12 protein-coding genes are annotated in these 15,240 nt (G+C 61.2%); 6 read left to right on the top strand and 6 right to left on the bottom strand.

Translation table 11 applies throughout. The annotated features are described in order from the left end of the window. Positions 1 to 117: 117 nt before the first annotated feature. The 4 genes from BM036_RS07475 to BM036_RS07460 all read right to left on the bottom strand — a co-directional run bounded on the left by BM036_RS07475 (position 118) and on the right by BM036_RS07460 (position 3,327). Complete coding sequence (locus tag BM036_RS07475) at positions 118 to 726, bottom strand: SCO family protein (RefSeq protein WP_091850072.1); 609 nt, start codon at positions 724 to 726, stop codon at positions 118 to 120. After that, positions 723 to 1,559, bottom strand: coding sequence for a cytochrome c oxidase assembly protein (locus BM036_RS07470; protein WP_091850070.1), 837 nt, complete (start codon positions 1,557 to 1,559; stop codon positions 723 to 725). Before BM036_RS07470 ends, BM036_RS07475 begins: the two co-directional genes overlap by 4 nt. Positions 1,560 to 1,648: 89 nt before the next feature. After that, complete coding sequence (locus BM036_RS07465; RefSeq protein WP_091850068.1) at positions 1,649 to 3,175, bottom strand: FAD-binding domain-containing protein; 1,527 nt, start codon at positions 3,173 to 3,175, stop codon at positions 1,649 to 1,651. Beyond that, complete coding sequence (locus tag BM036_RS07460; protein WP_091850066.1) at positions 3,172 to 3,327, bottom strand: DUF2256 domain-containing protein; 156 nt, start codon at positions 3,325 to 3,327, stop codon at positions 3,172 to 3,174. The genes BM036_RS07465 and BM036_RS07460 overlap by 4 nt, the downstream gene beginning before the upstream one ends. 92 nt (positions 3,328 to 3,419) lie before the next feature. Here BM036_RS07460 and BM036_RS07455 point away from each other — a divergent pair, with 92 nt between their 5' ends. Then, positions 3,420 to 5,108 carry an HAD family hydrolase gene (locus BM036_RS07455; RefSeq protein WP_091850064.1) on the top strand — a complete coding sequence of 563 codons (1,689 nt, stop codon included), beginning with the start codon at positions 3,420 to 3,422 and terminating at the stop codon, positions 5,106 to 5,108. A gap of 12 nt (positions 5,109 to 5,120) precedes the next feature. Here the strand turns inward: BM036_RS07455 and BM036_RS07450 are convergent, their stop codons facing one another. Continuing rightward, on the bottom strand, positions 5,121 to 6,653 hold the full coding sequence (locus BM036_RS07450) for a cryptochrome/photolyase family protein (RefSeq protein ID WP_091850062.1): 1,533 nt from the start codon (positions 6,651 to 6,653) through the stop codon (positions 5,121 to 5,123). Positions 6,654 to 6,808: 155 nt separating this feature from the next. Here BM036_RS07450 and hemN point away from each other — a divergent pair, with 155 nt between their 5' ends. From hemN to BM036_RS20200, 3 genes are all read left to right on the top strand, one after another. Next, entirely contained in the window at positions 6,809 to 8,221 is a 1,413-nt protein-coding gene (gene hemN, locus BM036_RS07445) for an oxygen-independent coproporphyrinogen III oxidase (protein ID WP_091850060.1), read from the top strand. 908 nt (positions 8,222 to 9,129) lie between these two features. Beyond that, on the top strand, positions 9,130 to 10,800 hold the full coding sequence (locus tag BM036_RS07440) for a sodium:solute symporter family protein (protein ID WP_091850058.1): 1,671 nt from the start codon (positions 9,130 to 9,132) through the stop codon (positions 10,798 to 10,800). Next, positions 10,797 to 10,931: a putative transporter small subunit gene (locus BM036_RS20200; RefSeq protein ID WP_218144789.1), complete on the top strand. Its 135-nt coding sequence runs from the start codon at positions 10,797 to 10,799 to the stop codon at positions 10,929 to 10,931. Before BM036_RS07440 ends, BM036_RS20200 begins: the two co-directional genes overlap by 4 nt. An 84-nt stretch (positions 10,932 to 11,015) precedes the next feature. On the opposite strand, the gene BM036_RS07435 is transcribed toward BM036_RS20200, so the two are convergent. Beyond that, positions 11,016 to 13,037, bottom strand: a complete 2,022-nt coding sequence (locus BM036_RS07435; RefSeq protein WP_091850056.1) for a methyl-accepting chemotaxis protein — start codon at positions 13,035 to 13,037, stop codon at positions 11,016 to 11,018. A gap of 285 nt (positions 13,038 to 13,322) precedes the next feature. Between BM036_RS07435 and ubiU the strand changes: the two genes are divergently transcribed. Together ubiU and BM036_RS07425 are read left to right on the top strand one after the other, a co-directional pair. After that, a complete protein-coding gene (ubiU, locus tag BM036_RS07430) occupies positions 13,323 to 14,318 on the top strand; it encodes a ubiquinone anaerobic biosynthesis protein UbiU (protein ID WP_091850055.1) in 996 nt (331 codons plus the stop codon). 12 nt (positions 14,319 to 14,330) lie between these two features. Then, positions 14,331 to 15,224, top strand: coding sequence for a U32 family peptidase (locus tag BM036_RS07425; RefSeq protein ID WP_091850053.1), 894 nt, complete (start codon positions 14,331 to 14,333; stop codon positions 15,222 to 15,224). The last annotated feature ends 16 nt before the right edge of the window (positions 15,225 to 15,240 follow it).

Here is a 15,240-nt window from a genome sequence, read left to right as displayed (position 1 = left end):
ACTTCCCTGGATTCGGACGAAGGGGTATCTGACCCCAGTGGAATATTGTGAACCACCGGAGCCCGGGAGGACATTACGGGTGAGACAGGGTCAGGAAACGGAAGCTGACGGCCCTGCTCAGGAACGGGCCTGGCGGGCCAGCTGGACCAGGTCCTCGGTGATCTGGTCGGTGGGCAGGTCCGAGCGCAACAGCAGCCGGGCGTTACCCTGGCCATCAAACACATAGATGGCCGCACTGTGGGAGACGTTGTAATTACCCCTCTCATCGGGCTCATCGTAACCGAAGGTGGTGCGGTACCGCTTGGCCAGTTTTCGCAGGGTGGGTTCGTCTGCTGTCAGGCCCACGGTGCGATCGTAGAAGAAATTCACATACTCTCCAAGCCGCTCCGGCGTGTCCCGTTTCGGGTCGACGCTGACAAACAGGGGGGTAACATCGTCCTGAAGGTCTGCAGGCATCGCCTTGATCGCCCGGGTCAGTTTGGACAGGGTGGCGGGGCAGACGTCCGGGCAATTGGTAAAGCCGAAGAACATCAGGCGCACCTGGCCCTGGTATTCCTCGGCAGTGACCGTTTCGCCGTCGCTGCGGGTCAGCGTGAACTCAAGGTCCGGCAGCATCCCGTCGATTTCCTTGGCGTTCCACTGTTGTTCTTCATCCAGGCAGCCTGTCAGCACCAGCGCCAGGCCTGCGATCACCAGGGATCGGGCGAAAAGGGTTATGAATTTCATGGTGTTACTTCCTCTGCAACGTGCCGTCGGGGTCTGGGACGGTCGTCCCGCATGGCCCGGCCGATCAGGATCAGGATACCGACCACACTCATCATGGCTGGCGGAATCCAGGTCAGAATGCCGCCGATAAGCTGGTCGTCTATGGGCGACATGGGCCAGGCACGGCCGCACACTTCGTACACGTCGTAGACCATGCCCCGGTTAAAGACGATCCAGGCCCCCAGCACCATCTGTGGTACTGCCACCAGTACCAGCAGCAGGATTCGCTTGCCGTAACCCAGGGACGGGGTGTCGTGGGGAGAGCGCGGGTCAAAGATCAGCCACCAGAACAGCAGGCCATCCAGCAGCATGCTCCAGTTCATCACCCAGTACAGGTCACGGCTGAGCATGGCGTCGAAGTGGATGGGCGGCCATAGCCAGAAATACACCAGCCCCGCAAACAGGAACGCAGCAATGAACGGCTGTTGCAGTGCGTTGTAACCCCAGCGGATGGGCAGCACCCAGGCGCCCATGGCCGGTGCCAGCTGCCGGTGCCAGAAGCGCAGTATCGGCAAGGGGTTGGACAGGGCAATCAGTACCGGCCCCAGGTGGTGCAGAATCAGATGCTGACCCCGGTGGATAAAGAACATGTACTGGGCGTAGTAGTCGAACCGGGTCTGCATCACCGCATAGCACAGCAGCAGGCCCAGGAAGAATGCGAAGATGCGCACCGGTCCGGGTTTTTCTTCACCGGGCAGGGCCCGAAGCGCCACGATATAGCCGCTGGCCACCAAAAGGTAGGCCAGTATTGTCAGTGGCGAGAAATCGTAGGGTAGCAGCAGGTTCCAGTTCATGGGTGGAGCTCGGGTGATTGGCCTGTTGTTATTGGAGTGCCTCAGGCATCCGAGAATAGCAACATAGTCTGAGCAGCGGAACCCCGGCTTCAGAACAGGGTAAGTTGCTGTTCGTTCTCGCTGGATTTCGCTACTGGTCGCCGGTGCTGGTGTTGCCGCCGACGACTGCCATGGCGGGCCAGCACACGTTCGGTCTCTTCGGCGTTTACCCTGTGCCGGATAAATTCCCCCATGGCCTGGCGTGCCTCCCGGGCGGCCTGCTCATGGTCACAGACCGGGTCGATGTACTGGTCGCCACCGAAGCGTTGCTTCTGGCTGAAGGTCATCTGCCAGGGAGCGTGGATGAATTCGTTGGGTACCCCTTCCAGTTCCGGCAGCCAGCGGCGGATAAAGGTACCTTCCGGGTCCAGTTTGCGGCTCTGGAGCACCGGGTTGTAGATGCGCAGGGCGTTGATGCCGGTGAGGCCGGACTGCATCTGGGCCTGGGGGTAGTGAATGCCCGGTTCAAAGTCGGTAAACAATCGTGCCAGGTGCAGGGCCGGCTCGCGCCAGTGCAGCCAGAGCTGGTAGCTGGCAATGGCCATGAGCATGGCCCGCATGCGGAAATTGATCCAGCCGGTATGGTGCAGCGCCCGCATACAGGCATCCACCAGCGGCCAGCCGGTCTGGCCCTGCTGCCAGCGCTGCAGGCGTTCCGAATCGTCCGGGCCAGTCTTGAGCTGCTCCATATCCCGGTGCAGGGCGCGGAACTCAAGCTCCGGCTCGTCTTCCAGTTTCTGGATAAAGTGGCAGTGCCAGTGCAGGCGGGAACGGAAGCTGGCCAGGCTGCGCTGCTTGCGGGGCAGGCTGCTTTGGTGATTCCCCGTCGCCCGTGCCTGCTGATACACATGCCGCAGGCTGACCGTGCCGTAAGCCAGGTGAGGGCTCAGGCGGGAGCAGGCCCTGGGGGCCGTGTTGGGGCTGGAGATCTTGTATTGGTAACCGGCAACCCGCCGGTCGAGGAACGACGCCAGCAATTTCTCGCCATGGCCGCTACCGCCGGCCTGGCGGTCCGGGCTGGGCATGCCGTGGGAGATATCCGGCATCGACAGGGTGGCGATATCCGGCCAGTCGCGGAACTGGTCTGCCGGCATGGGCAGGTGCTCCGGCGGCGCGAGCACCGGAGCGGTCATCAGGGACTGCCATCGGCTGTCCCACTCATCCCGGTCCGGCAGCGGGCGCACGACGCCGGATTGCTGCCATTCCCGGTATTCGGTGCCGTGGCTGCGACACCAGCCCAGCACCGCCCGATCCCGGTCAAACGTCCACTGCCCGCCGGTCTCCTGGTGGCAGAAGATGCGCCCGATGCCATAGTGGGCGTGCAGGGTGCCCAGCACATCGAGAGCGTCGCCGTGGATGACCAGCAGGCGGCTACCCACCTTGCGAAGCTGGCGGTCCAGGTCTTCCAGGGATTCGCGGATAAACCCCCAGTGACGTTCGCTGGTGTCCGGCAGTTGCCAGTACCCGGGTTCCACCACATAAAGGGGGATGACCGGCCGGCCGTGCGCAGCGGCTTCTACCAGTGGGGCATGGTCGTGGGTGCGCAGGTCACGCTTGAACCAGACAACCGTTGTCATTGGGTGGAGGCTCCGGGGTTTTGCCGGTTACGTCGACAGCGTTCGCTGCAGTAGCGTACCTGTGGCCAGTCGCGGGCCCATTTCCGGCGCCAGCTGAACGGGCGCAGGCAAACGGGACAGGTCTTGCTGGGTAAGCGGCTTTTTTTGTGCATCGTGGCAGTTTGGGTTTTACTGAGAGACAACAAAACCTTACGTTCGGTTCCCGGAAACGGGTCTGTGAAGAATCCTGCAAGGAGATTCCCCGATGGCGCGATTCAGTGACTGTCTGCCACCGCCTTCCGTTATGGTGTTTGACTGGCACGGCACCCTGGTGGATACCCACGACGCCATGTTCAGCGCCATGGAGGACATGCTGCCGCAGCTGGAAGACCTGGGCCTGGTAGGGCGGCTGCTGCCGGAGGATCAGTGCCGTACGCCGGATGATGCCCGGCTGGTGCGCTATATCCGTATCTTCCGTCGCCTGCATCCGCGCATCCTGGCGGAACGCCGTGTCAGCCGCACGGATATTTTCAACGCCATCTTCGGAGATGACCGGGAAGCCAAGCTCATTGCCCACAGGGCCTATAACGATTGCTATCGCAAGTATTTCGGCCAGGTGAAACCGTTCCAGCCCGGCGCCTATGAATACCTTTCGGCACTCAAGGCCATGGGAATCCGGCTGGCGGTGTCCACCAACCGCAACCGGGAGTTCCTGGACAAGGAGCTGCGCATGGTGGATGAAGGCCGCTGGGCAAACCTGTTCGATGCCACCGTCTGCGCCGACGACGTAACGGAATACAAGCCGGATCCGCAGGTGATTCTCAAGGCCCTGGAGAAACTGGGTCTGCCAGCGGACGAGCGAGCCTGGTACGTGGGCGACAGCTATGTGGACATGCTCACGGCCAACAAGGCGGGTGTCTCCGGTGTGTTTTATAACGGCGCCGCCTGGGATCCCGGGCGTATCGACAGCTGGTTCAGCCACCGGGATGCGCCGGCGGCGATCCTGGACAGCTTCGAGGACCTGATGGACCTGCTGGCCCTGCTGGAACGTAGCCATCCCGAGGCCTTGACGGTCACCCCGGCGGAAGCGCGGCCACGCCCGTTCCCGCCCCCTGAGCGTCCGCAGCCCCGCATCGAGCCGGACTGGCACCCGGCGGTGGTCAAGCTGATCCGGCCCGCGGTCGTCCTGTTCGACTGGCACGCCACCCTGGTGGACACCCTGGACGCCATGTACCACGCGGTGGACGATATGCTGCCTGAGTTCAGTGAACTGGGCCTGATGGACCGGATGCTGGCGCCGGAGGACAGCAAGACACCGGACGATGCGCGCCTCGTGGCCTATGTGCGTGAGTTCGCCCGGCTACACCCGAAAGTGCGAGCGGACCGCAAAATCTCACGCACTGACATCTTCGAGGTGCTGTTTGGCGAAGACCAGGAGGCCAAGCAGATAGCCCACAAGGCGTTCAACCGCCATTACCGGGAACACTACGGCACGGTCAAGGCCTTCGAGCCCCGGGTGCGGGATGTGCTGGAGGGGCTTCGGCGCCTGGGTATCCAGGTAGGCGTCATCACCAACCGGGACCGGGAGTTTTTCGAGCACGAACTGGCGGCGGTGGAGGGTACTGGCTGGACAGAGCTGTTTGACGTGGATGTGTGCGGTGACGACACCCCCTTGCGCAAGCCTCACCCGGACCAGTTACTGCTGGCCATCCAGAAACTGGATTATCCGCCGGACCCCAGCGTCTGGTACGTGGGGGACAGTACCACGGATGTGATCGCCGCCAAGCGGGCCGGGCTTACCTCGGTGTTTTTCAATGGCGCCCAGTGGGACCAGCCCTGGCTCAACAAGATCTTTCCGGGTACCCACAAGCACCCGGACAAGCCGGATGTGGTGGTCAATGATTTCTCGGAATTCTGGGCGCTGGTGCTGGCCTGCGAAGAAGGGCCTCCCTGAGAGGGGGAGACCTCAAAGCTCGTCCAGGTGGTCCAGCAGCCAGTTGGCCCGCTCCAGGGTGGCCTGGCGGTGGTCCGGGTCTTGCCGCTGCCAGTTGCGGTACATCATGACCATGCGTGGATTGCGGCTGAAATCGTCTTTGTGGCGGTCCAGGAAGTGCCAGTACAGGGCGTTGAACGGGCAGGCGTCGTCTTCCGTGGTGTGGTTGACGTTGTACCGGCACTGACTGCAGTAATCGGACATGCGGTTAATATACTTGCCGCTGGCGGCGTAGGGCTTGGAACCCAGGTAACCGCCGTCCGCGTGCATCACCATGCCCAGGGTGTTCGGTAGCTCGACCCAGTCGTAGGCGTCGGCATAGACCGCCAGGTACCAGTCGCAGATCTCCTCCGGTTTGATGCCGGCCAGCAGGGCAAAGTTGCCGGTGACCATGAGCCGTTGTATGTGGTGGGCATAGCCGTTGCGCCGGGTACTGTCGATGGTCCGGTGCAGGCAGTGCATGCCGGTGTCGCCACTCCAGTAGAACCAGGGCAGGGGGCGATCATTGCCCAGGCGGTTCTCTTTGGCATAAGTGGGCATTTTCAGCCAGTAGATACCTCTCACGAACTCCCGCCAGCCGATAATCTGGCGGATAAAACCCTCCACCGCGTTGAGTGGTGCCTGACCCGCATACCAGGCCCGTTCGGCGGCTTCACACACCTCCATGGGGTCCAGCAGGCCACAGTTCAGGTAGGGGGACAGGATGGCGTGGAACAGCCAGTCCTCCTGGTCCGCCATGGCATCCTGGTAGTCGCCGAAACAGGGCAGGGCGAAGTCGATAAAGTGATCCAGGGCCTGCCGGGCCTGTTCGGCGGTAACGGCAAAGTGAAAGTCGTCGGTGGTGCCAAAGTGGTCACTGAAGTGGCGATCTACCAATGACATTACGTCCCGGGTGATGTCGTCCGGCTCCACCCGGAACGGTGCCGGGGCCGGTGGCTGGCCCTTCCACTTGCGCCGGTTGTCGGCGTCGTAGTTCCAGTGGCCCCCTTCCGGCTCGTCGCCTGGCGTCATCAGCAGGCCGCTCTTGCGGCGCATCTCCCGGTAGAAGAATTCCATGCGCAACTGTTTGCGACCCTCGGCCCAGCGGGCGAACTCGTCCTTGCTGGCAAGAAAGCGACGATCCGGGCGGATTTCCACGGGAACCCCAAGGGTTTCGTGCCATTGGCGGATCTGGTTATCCAGTCGCCATTCGCCGCATTCAGTGGTCACAAGTTTATCCGGGCTGAGCGACAATACCTGCTCCTGTACAACCGATAGCAGGTCCTCGTGGGGTGAGTCAGGGCCATACTCGTGGTAGATGACCTGCCAGCCTTTCGCCTGCAGTTCTCGGGCGAAGTGGCGCATGGCGCTGAACACCAGCACCAGCTTCTTCTTGTGGTGGTTGGTATAACTGGCCTCGTCGTGCACTTCCGCCATGACAACACGGTCGTGGGCAGGATCGGCCCCGTCCAGGGCAGAGAGGTGGTGACTGAGCTGGTCGCCAAGAATCAGGATCAGGTTTGCCATGGTCTATTCCTTAAGGGATACCCGAAGTACGCCATCAGCCCAAGGGTGGTTCAGCTCCCATCCCCTTATAATGAACCTGACGTCGGTCAAGATGTCCCCACGCTGGTTATCCTAGACTGGCCGACCACCATGCACCCGTCAGATCGAGTATTGCCATGCCCGCTTCCCCGGCCACTGCCGAATCCACACTGCCTGAATTTATCTGGGATGAAGCCCTGATCCGTCGCTACGACCTGAGCGGCCCCCGGTACACGTCCTACCCGACAGCGGTGGAGTTTACGCCGGACTTCCGGGTGGACGATATGGTGAAGGCAGCCGGTCGCAGCAAGGCGGCGGGTGGTCCGGTGTCGCTGTACACCCACCTGCCGTTCTGTGCACACCTCTGTTACTACTGCGCCTGCAACAAGGTCATCACCAAGAAGCGTGACAAGGCCATGCCCTATGTGGAGCGGGTGCTGAAGGAAGCGGCTATCCAGTCAAAGCTGTTCGGCGCTGACCGCCCGGTCCAGCAACTGCACTGGGGCGGTGGCACCCCGACCTTCCTGCCGAAGGATGTGATGGAGCACCTGATGGCGGGCTACGGCGAACTGTTCAACCTGCAGTCCGGCGATGACCGGGACTACAGTGTGGAGATCGACCCCCGGGAAGTGGATGAAGACACCCTGCCGACCCTGTGGAAGCTGGGCTTCAACCGCATCAGCCTGGGCGTGCAGGATGTGAATCCGGTGGTGCAGAAAGCGGTCAACCGCATCCAGCCCCGGGAGATGACCGAGGGCGTGCTTAACGAGGCCCGCCGCATCGGCTTCCGTTCCATCAACCTGGACCTGATTTACGGGCTGCCGTACCAGACCCCGGAAAGCTTCGCCGAAACCCTGGAGTCGGTGATCGAGATGTCGCCGGATCGTCTCTCGGTATTCAGCTATGCCCACCTGCCGGACCGGTTCTATCCCCAGACCCGTATCCAGGGGGATACGCTGCCCAGCCCGCAGCAGAAGCTGACCATTCTTCACAACACCATCAACCGCCTGCTGGAGGCCGGTTACGAATACATTGGCATGGACCACTTTGCCAAGCCGGACGACTCCCTCGCAGTCGCCCAGCGGGAAGGCCGGCTGCACCGGAACTTCCAGGGCTACACGACCCATGCGGACTGCGACCTGGTCTCTCTCGGTGTGTCAGCGATTGGTCAGACCGATGATGCCTACTTCCAGAACAACCACGACCTGCCGGCCTGGGAACAGGCCATCGACGCGGGTCAGTTGGCCACCATTCGCGGTGTCGGCCTGACCCGGGACGACCAGATCCGCCGCTGGGTAATCGGCCAGCTGATCTGCCAGTTCCGCCTGGACCGTGAACAGTTCCAGGCCGCCTGGGGTGCAGACTTTGACAGCTACTTTACGGACGAACTGCGTCGCCTGAAGCCGATGATCCAGGATGAATTGATTGGCGATGATGGCCGTGTGCTGCAGGTTCAGCCTGCCGGCCGGCTGCTGATCCGGGCCATCTGCCAGATTTTCGATCTTTATCGGAAGGAAGGGGCTTCTCAGCGGTTCTCTCGGATTATCTGACTTCGGCTTCAGGGTTGGGTTCAATTGCCTGTGGGTTATGGAGTTTGGGTTCGTAGCCTGCGGGTTATGGAGGTCGGCTTCGTAGCCTGTGGGTTTTGGGGGCGGTGTAAGGCTGGGGGAGGTCTTTCGCCGCCGCGTTGGAGGGGCGTCCTGCCACCCCAACGCTGCCGCGACATCCATGTCGCTGCTCTGAAAGACCTCCCCCATCCTCACACCCGTGACCTTTTGGATATCTCAACGGTTACTGTCAGCTCCGATTCTGGTTAACCAGGCGAAGGTACCGAATACCCTTATTTCCATTAGTCCTTGCCGGCGGCCAGCAGGCAGTCTGACGGCGATGGGGCAAGGGCGCTTTTGGAGCTGCGACAGGATGTCGCTTTAGCAAGGTCGGCGAATTGGCCACACGGGACACTCGGGACGGGCCGTGAATTGCGGCGTAAAAAGCGCCCTTGCGCCAGCGCCAGCCCCGCCTTCAGACTGCAAACTCCTAAAGCTGGCACTAAGCGCCAATCCCTGTCGAACGCTAATATTACGCCCACTAAAGACTGGACTCTGTGCCGGTTTTCTCGTATGGTCTGCCGCTCCCTCATTCTGACCCCGGATTTCTGCCCGAAAACCGGCGATTTGTCAGATTTTCGCATCCAAAAGCTTGAACACTGCACGGCACAATGCTGCGCCGGCCAGTTCAGTATTCGATTTTGAGGAGTGCAAATATCATGACGTCTAAAGAACTGTGTGAGCTGCTGCCACACCTGAGCTTCCCTTAGCCTCACTGAAACCGGGCTGGAAAAGCCCACCCTGCCCGTTAACACCCTACGCGGGAAACCCCAGACCCCTGTGCCTGGCGGCCGCCAATGATTGGCCCGGCCCCGGAGGGATACCTGTGTTTCAGAAAAAGAGGCCCTGACTTGAACGAGAACGGATTTACCCAGTTTTCTACACTTACCGTGTTGTTATTGCTTGCTGCCTTCTATGGCGGCACGTACCTCCTTACCCTGCTGATCCGCAAGGACAAAGAGGACACCTCCGGCTTTATGGTGGCCGGCCACCATGTTGGCTTCGGCATGGGGGCAGCCAGTATGACCGCCACCTGGATCTGGGCTGCGTCTTTCTACGCTGCGGCCACGTCCGGCTACACCTATGGCGTTTCCGGCCCTATCCATTACGGGCTCTGGGGCGCGTTGATGATCCTTTTCATCTATCCCTTTGGTCGCCGTTTCCGCAAACTGGCACCGAATGGGCATACCCTGGGTGAACTGATCCATGCCCGCCATGGCGCATCCAGCCAGATGATCCTGGCCGTTTCCAATATCCTCGGCAGTGTGATCAGCCTCATGGTCAACTTCACGGCGGCAGGCGCCCTGGTATCCGTGTTGTCACCGCTGTCCTTTGAAACCGGAGTGATCGTGGCCGGGGTCGGGGTGCTGGCCTACACGCTCACCTCGGGTTTCCGGGCTTCCGTATTTACCGACTTTGCCCAGCTGGTGGCACTGATGGCCATCGCCATTATCATTATCCCGGCGGTGCTGTTCTCCGCAGGTGGCCCCTCGGTCATGGTGGAGGGGCTCAGCCGGCTGACTGACGAGCAGGCCAACCTGTTTTCCGTGGAAGCCATCCTGCACCAGGGTGCTCCCTTCTTTGTGGCCGTGTTGGCCTATGCCATTGGTAACCAGACCATTTCCCAGCGACTGTTCGCAGTACGCGAGAAACACATCAAGTCCACCTTCGTGACAGCAACCATCGGCTACGGCGCCATTGTGATCGGCCTGGGCATGATCGGCCTGATGGCGCTGTCAGTCGGTATGGAACCCATTGACGGAAAAATGAATAACCTGATCCCGCAGATGGTTTCCACGTACCTGTCACCGGTCTTCGTCGCCCTGTTCTTTGTCCTTGTGATCGGCTCGCTGTCCTCCACGGCGGACTCGGACCTGTCGGCCCTCTCCACCATCATGATGGCGGACGTGTATGGCAAGAACATCGCAGGTGATAACCCCAGCCCTCGCGTCATGATGCTGGTGGGCCGTATCACCATGATCGTGGCCACGGTTGCCGGGCTGATCTTCGCCAGCTTCTCGCTGGATATCCTGGTCATGCTGGTGTTCGTCGGCGCATTGTGGGGCGCCATTGTGTTTCCGGTCATCGTCAGTTGTTACTGGGACCGGGTGACCAATGCGGCGTTTACCTGGTCCGTGGTGGCAGCCATGGCGCTGTTCTGCATTGCGCGCTTTGAGTTGCTGGAAATGACCGGCCTGACCGTGCTGTTTTTCGAGAGTCTTGCGTCGGTCGGCGGTGCGGTAGTGATTGGCCTGATGGTGTTCGGCTTCTTTGGCCGTGCCGCGGGGCTGGTTGCCGGGGTGATTACCCTGGCAGCGATGCTGGTGTTTGCCACTGGTTTCCTGCGGGACTATATGGTGCTGGTGGCTTCACTGACCGCCTATGGCGCCAGCGCGGTGGTGTGCACTGCCATGACCCTGTTCAGCAAGGAGCGTTTTGACTTTGACCTGATCGCCCAGCGTGTCGGTGACTACGACAACGTCGAGGACGAATCCTACATGGTACCGGAGGCAGCAAAATGAACAGCGAACTTGTCTATGGAGCCTACATCCTCATCTGGCCGGCCCTGACCCTGGGCGTGCTTGGCGTTATCTGCTGGGCCGTCGCCCGGGATGTGCGCAAGGCGAAAAGCTCGGATGAGGACCTGCTGTAACCCGGCGGGACTTCCTGAAAGGCAAAAAGCCCGGTCGTGATGGCCGGGCTTTTTGCTATCCGGGGTAGGTTGCCCCGCTACGCCTCAGGATGCGACCTTGAACTCGTTGGCCAGGTCCTGCAGCGCGCGGGCCAGGCGGGCCTGCTCGGTGGTTACCTGGGTGATCTCCTGTGACCCGGTGAGGGTCAGGATGGCGGACTCGCTGACACTTTCCATATTGCCCGCCAGTTCGCGGGTGACCGACACCTGCTGCTCCGACGCCGTAGCAATCTGGGTCGCCATGTCAGAGATGCTGTTCACGTCCATCAGGATGTCGGCAAAGGTCTGCTCCATCTGCTCTGCCTGGGAGCTGGTCTGATTCGCCAGCTTGTGGCTGGCAATGATGGAACGGCTGGCGCTGTCGGTAATGTTCTTGAAGCCGTTGATGATTTCCTCGATCTGCGTCGTGGACTCGTGGGTCTGTTGTGCCAGCGTACGAACCTCATCGGCAACCACTGCAAAGCCGCGACCATGTTCTCCGGCCCGGGCAGCCTCGATGGCGGCGTTGAGGGCCAGCAGGTTGGTCTGGTCGGCCACCTTGCGGATGACGTCGACGACGTCGCTGATGGTGCTGCTGCGGTTCTCCAGTTCCTCGATTACCTGGTTCACCTCCTGCACCGAGCCGGCCAGGTCGCGTATCTGGCGGACGCTGGAATGCAGGACCTGCTCACCGGTGCGGCTCTTTTCCATGGCGCTGCTGGACGCATCCGCCACCTGCTGGGTGTTGCGGGAGATTTCCTCGGACGTCGCAGACATCTCCTCGGTGGCCGCGGCCACCTGCTCGATCTGTTGCTGCTGGTCTTTCACCTGGGAGGTGTTCTGGTTGGCGGTGGAGCTGGTCTCCTCGGTGGCGGTGGCCAGTTGCACGCTGGCCTTGTCGATTTGGGCCAGGGCCTCTCCGAACCGGTTAAACAGCCCATTGATCGCCTTGGCGATGGTGCCGGTTTCGTCGTTACTGGAGACTGGAATCTCCCGGGTCAGGTCCTTTTCATCCATGGCGTACTGCACACCGGTCAGCAGTTGGTTTACCTGCCGGTGGATGGCATGGATGATGATGGTCATCAGGACGATCACGAACACAATGGCTGCGCCCGCGATCACCGAGGCGCTGATCAGGTCATTTCTGGCCCCGGCAACTGCCGTTGCTGCCATGACCTCAACCTGGGTCAGCATTTCCTGGCGGATAGTGTTCAGTGCGTCGATGGCACGGGTGGATGTTTCGAACCACTCGTTGGCATCCAGTGCGTACATGCCAGATGCACTGCTGAGCAGGCTCTCCCGTTGGGCATGAAGTGCCTGCACTTCAGTGCCAGCTACGAATCCGCCCAGTTTTCGCCGCAAGGGGTCATCAGAGGCAAGCATGTCAATGGCAGTTCGGTACCAGGCATTCTGCTCTCCGTTCAGTGCTGCGACCCGCCCCACCGCGGGGAGGTCGAAATCACCGGAGCGGATCAGCGCGGCGCCTGCAGCCCGCGCCCTGCCTGCCATCTCGGAGGTTTGTGCCAGGGCGTAATAGGCGTTGATCTCACGGGTAAGCTCTGCATCGGTGGCACGACGGACCAGCAGGGGAACCCGGTCGACAATTTCGGTAACCAGCCCTGTGTAGCGGCTTGCGGCCTCGCTGCCATTCAGGCTACGGCGATCGACATCCTTCCGGAGTGAGGTGAGGCGATTAAGCTCTGTCTCCAAGCGGTCAATACTCTCTGTCACGGCTCCATCAAAACTGGTGTCAGACAACAATGCCTGCAATTCCGAACGATAGTCGCTCAGGGCGGCGTTGGTCTGCTGGCGCTGGCTTTCCAGTACTCGCCAAGCTTGCTGCTCGGCGTCGGAGCGTGGTTCCGTAGCTAATGCCACCGCCGAGCGGCCACGTTCTTTCTGTAAGGTCTCCACAAGTGGATCACCCATTTCCGCCAGGTTCACCATGGCCTGCAACTGGCTCATATTCCTGTACTCGGCGGCATTTTCGGTAATGCTGCCAATGGCGAACAACATGATGACAAGAAGCGCCGGCACCACCAGTGTGATCAGCTTGCCGCGCATGGAAAGGTTGTTGATGAAGTTCATGGGTCTGCCCCTTCATTAAGTCGTGCCGCCATTGTCGTTGAGGGGGCCAGTTGCCGATATCGGCACCATGGGGTACGCGAGGGGGTAGTTACTGAATGAAAGTGCCTGTAACTCTATGTTAATCGGTTGATTTAAAAGCGTGTAATTGTGGATAGGTGATATCCCGTAGGATACTACCATATGGGTAGTCAACGGCCCTGCGGTTGCTACGCTGACAACGGTCAAGGCAGCTCGGGCACTTTAGCGTTAGCGTCTCCCGGAGTTTTTCAGCCATCGGAGAATGCCATGGAACTTGTCTGCCCTGCCGGCAGCCTGCCCGCCCTGAAAACCGCCGTCGACAACGGCGCAGACGCTGTCTACCTGGGGTTCCGGGACAGCACCAACGCCCGTCAGTTTGCCGGCCTCAACTTCAACGACAAGCGGGCCGCTGAGGGCGTTGCCTATGCCCATGGCAAGGGCGCCCGGGTGTTCTGCGCGATCAATACCTACCCCCAGCCCCAGGGCTGGCAGCAGTGGACCGCTGCGGTGGACCGGGCTGCCAGCCTGGGGGTGGATGCGGTGATCCTGGCAGACATGGGGTTGCTGGACTACGCCGCCAACCGCTATCCCGAGCTGCCCCGCCACCTGTCCGTTCAGGGCTCGGCCACCAGCTACGAAGCGCTGCGGTTCTATAAGGACAACTTCGGTATCCGTCGTGCCGTGCTGCCCAGGGTCCTGTCGCTGGACCAGGTGAAGGGCCTGGCGAAACACAGCCCGGTTGAGCTGGAGGTGTTTGCCTTCGGTAGCCTGTGCATCATGGCCGAGGGCCGCTGTTACCTGTCCTCCTATCTCACCGACGAATCCCCCAACAGCAAGGGGGCCTGTTCGCCGGCCAAGGCGGTGCGCTGGGAAGAGACCGCCGATGGCGGGCTGGAATCCCGCCTCAATGAGGTGCTGATCGATCGTTACGCCCGGGGTGAGCCTGCCGGCTATCCGACGCTGTGTAAGGGCCGGTTTGAGGTGGAGGGTGATGTGTACCACGCCATCGAGGAACCAGTGAGCCTGAATACCCTGGACCTGCTGCCAGAGCTCAAGGCCCTGGGTATCAGCGCGGTGAAGATTGAAGGCCGGCAGCGCAGTCCCGCCTATATCGCCGATGTGGCCCGCACCTGGCGCCAGGCCCTGGACAGGCTGGAAACAGGGCCGGAATTCGCGGTCGACCCGGCGTGGCAGTCGACCCTGGCCGGTTTGTCCGAAGGTGGTCTCACCACCCTTGGTGCATACCATCGCAAGTGGAAGTAAGGTGCTGAGATCATGATGAAGTTATCTCTGGGCCCCATCCTGTGGTTCTGGTCCAAGCAAAGTGTTTTTGATTTCTACGCCAGTGCGGCCGAGTGGCCGGTGGATACCATCTACCTGGGCGAGGTGGTGTGCTCCCGCCGGCGCGAGCTTAAACCGGATGACTGGCTGGACCTGGCCCGGGACCTGAAAGCCTGCGGCAAGGATGTGGTTCTCTCCACCCTGACACTGATCGAATCCGAGGCGGACCTGCGCCGCCTGCGCCGGTTCTGCGAACAGGACGAGTTCCTGGTGGAAGCCAATGACCAGAGTGCCCTGCAGGTGGCTATCCGGAATAACATTCCGTTCATCACCGGCCCGTCCATGAACATCTACAACACCGCCACCCTGAAGATCCTGGCCAGGCAGGGGCTGCGGGGCTGGAACCTGCCGGTGGAACTGGGCAAGGAGACCCTGGAGCAGCTGATCAGGGAGCTGAAAGCTGAAGGTCTGGACCTGCCCGCCGAGGTGTTCTCCTGGGGCTTCCTGCCGCTGGCCTGGTCGTCCCGCTGCTTTACCGCCCGCCATTACAACCTGCCCAAGGACAATTGCGAGTTCCGTTGCCTGGAGCATCCGGATGGCATGGAGCTACGCACCCGGGAGAGCCAGGAGTTGTTCCGTATTAACGGTATCTCCACACTCTCCGGTTCCCGCTATGACCTGATGCGGGAATTACCGGATATGGAGCGCATGGGCGTCAGTACCGTACGCCTGAGCCCGGAGCACCAGGGCATGGACGAGGTGGTCAAACGCTTTGACCAGGTACGCCGGGGTGAAGTGCCGGCTGCCGACCCGCTGCAACTGGTTGAAGCGCCGCCGTGTAACGGCTACTGGTATGGCAAACCGGGGATGGAACTGGTGGGCGCATGACCAATAGCGAAAGGCC

This window comes from Marinobacter segnicrescens (assembly GCF_900111555.1).
Classification (GTDB): domain Bacteria; phylum Pseudomonadota; class Gammaproteobacteria; order Pseudomonadales; family Oleiphilaceae; genus Marinobacter; species Marinobacter segnicrescens.
Note: the sequence above shows the minus strand (reverse complement) of the source record. Positions and strands in the feature narration are given on the sequence as shown.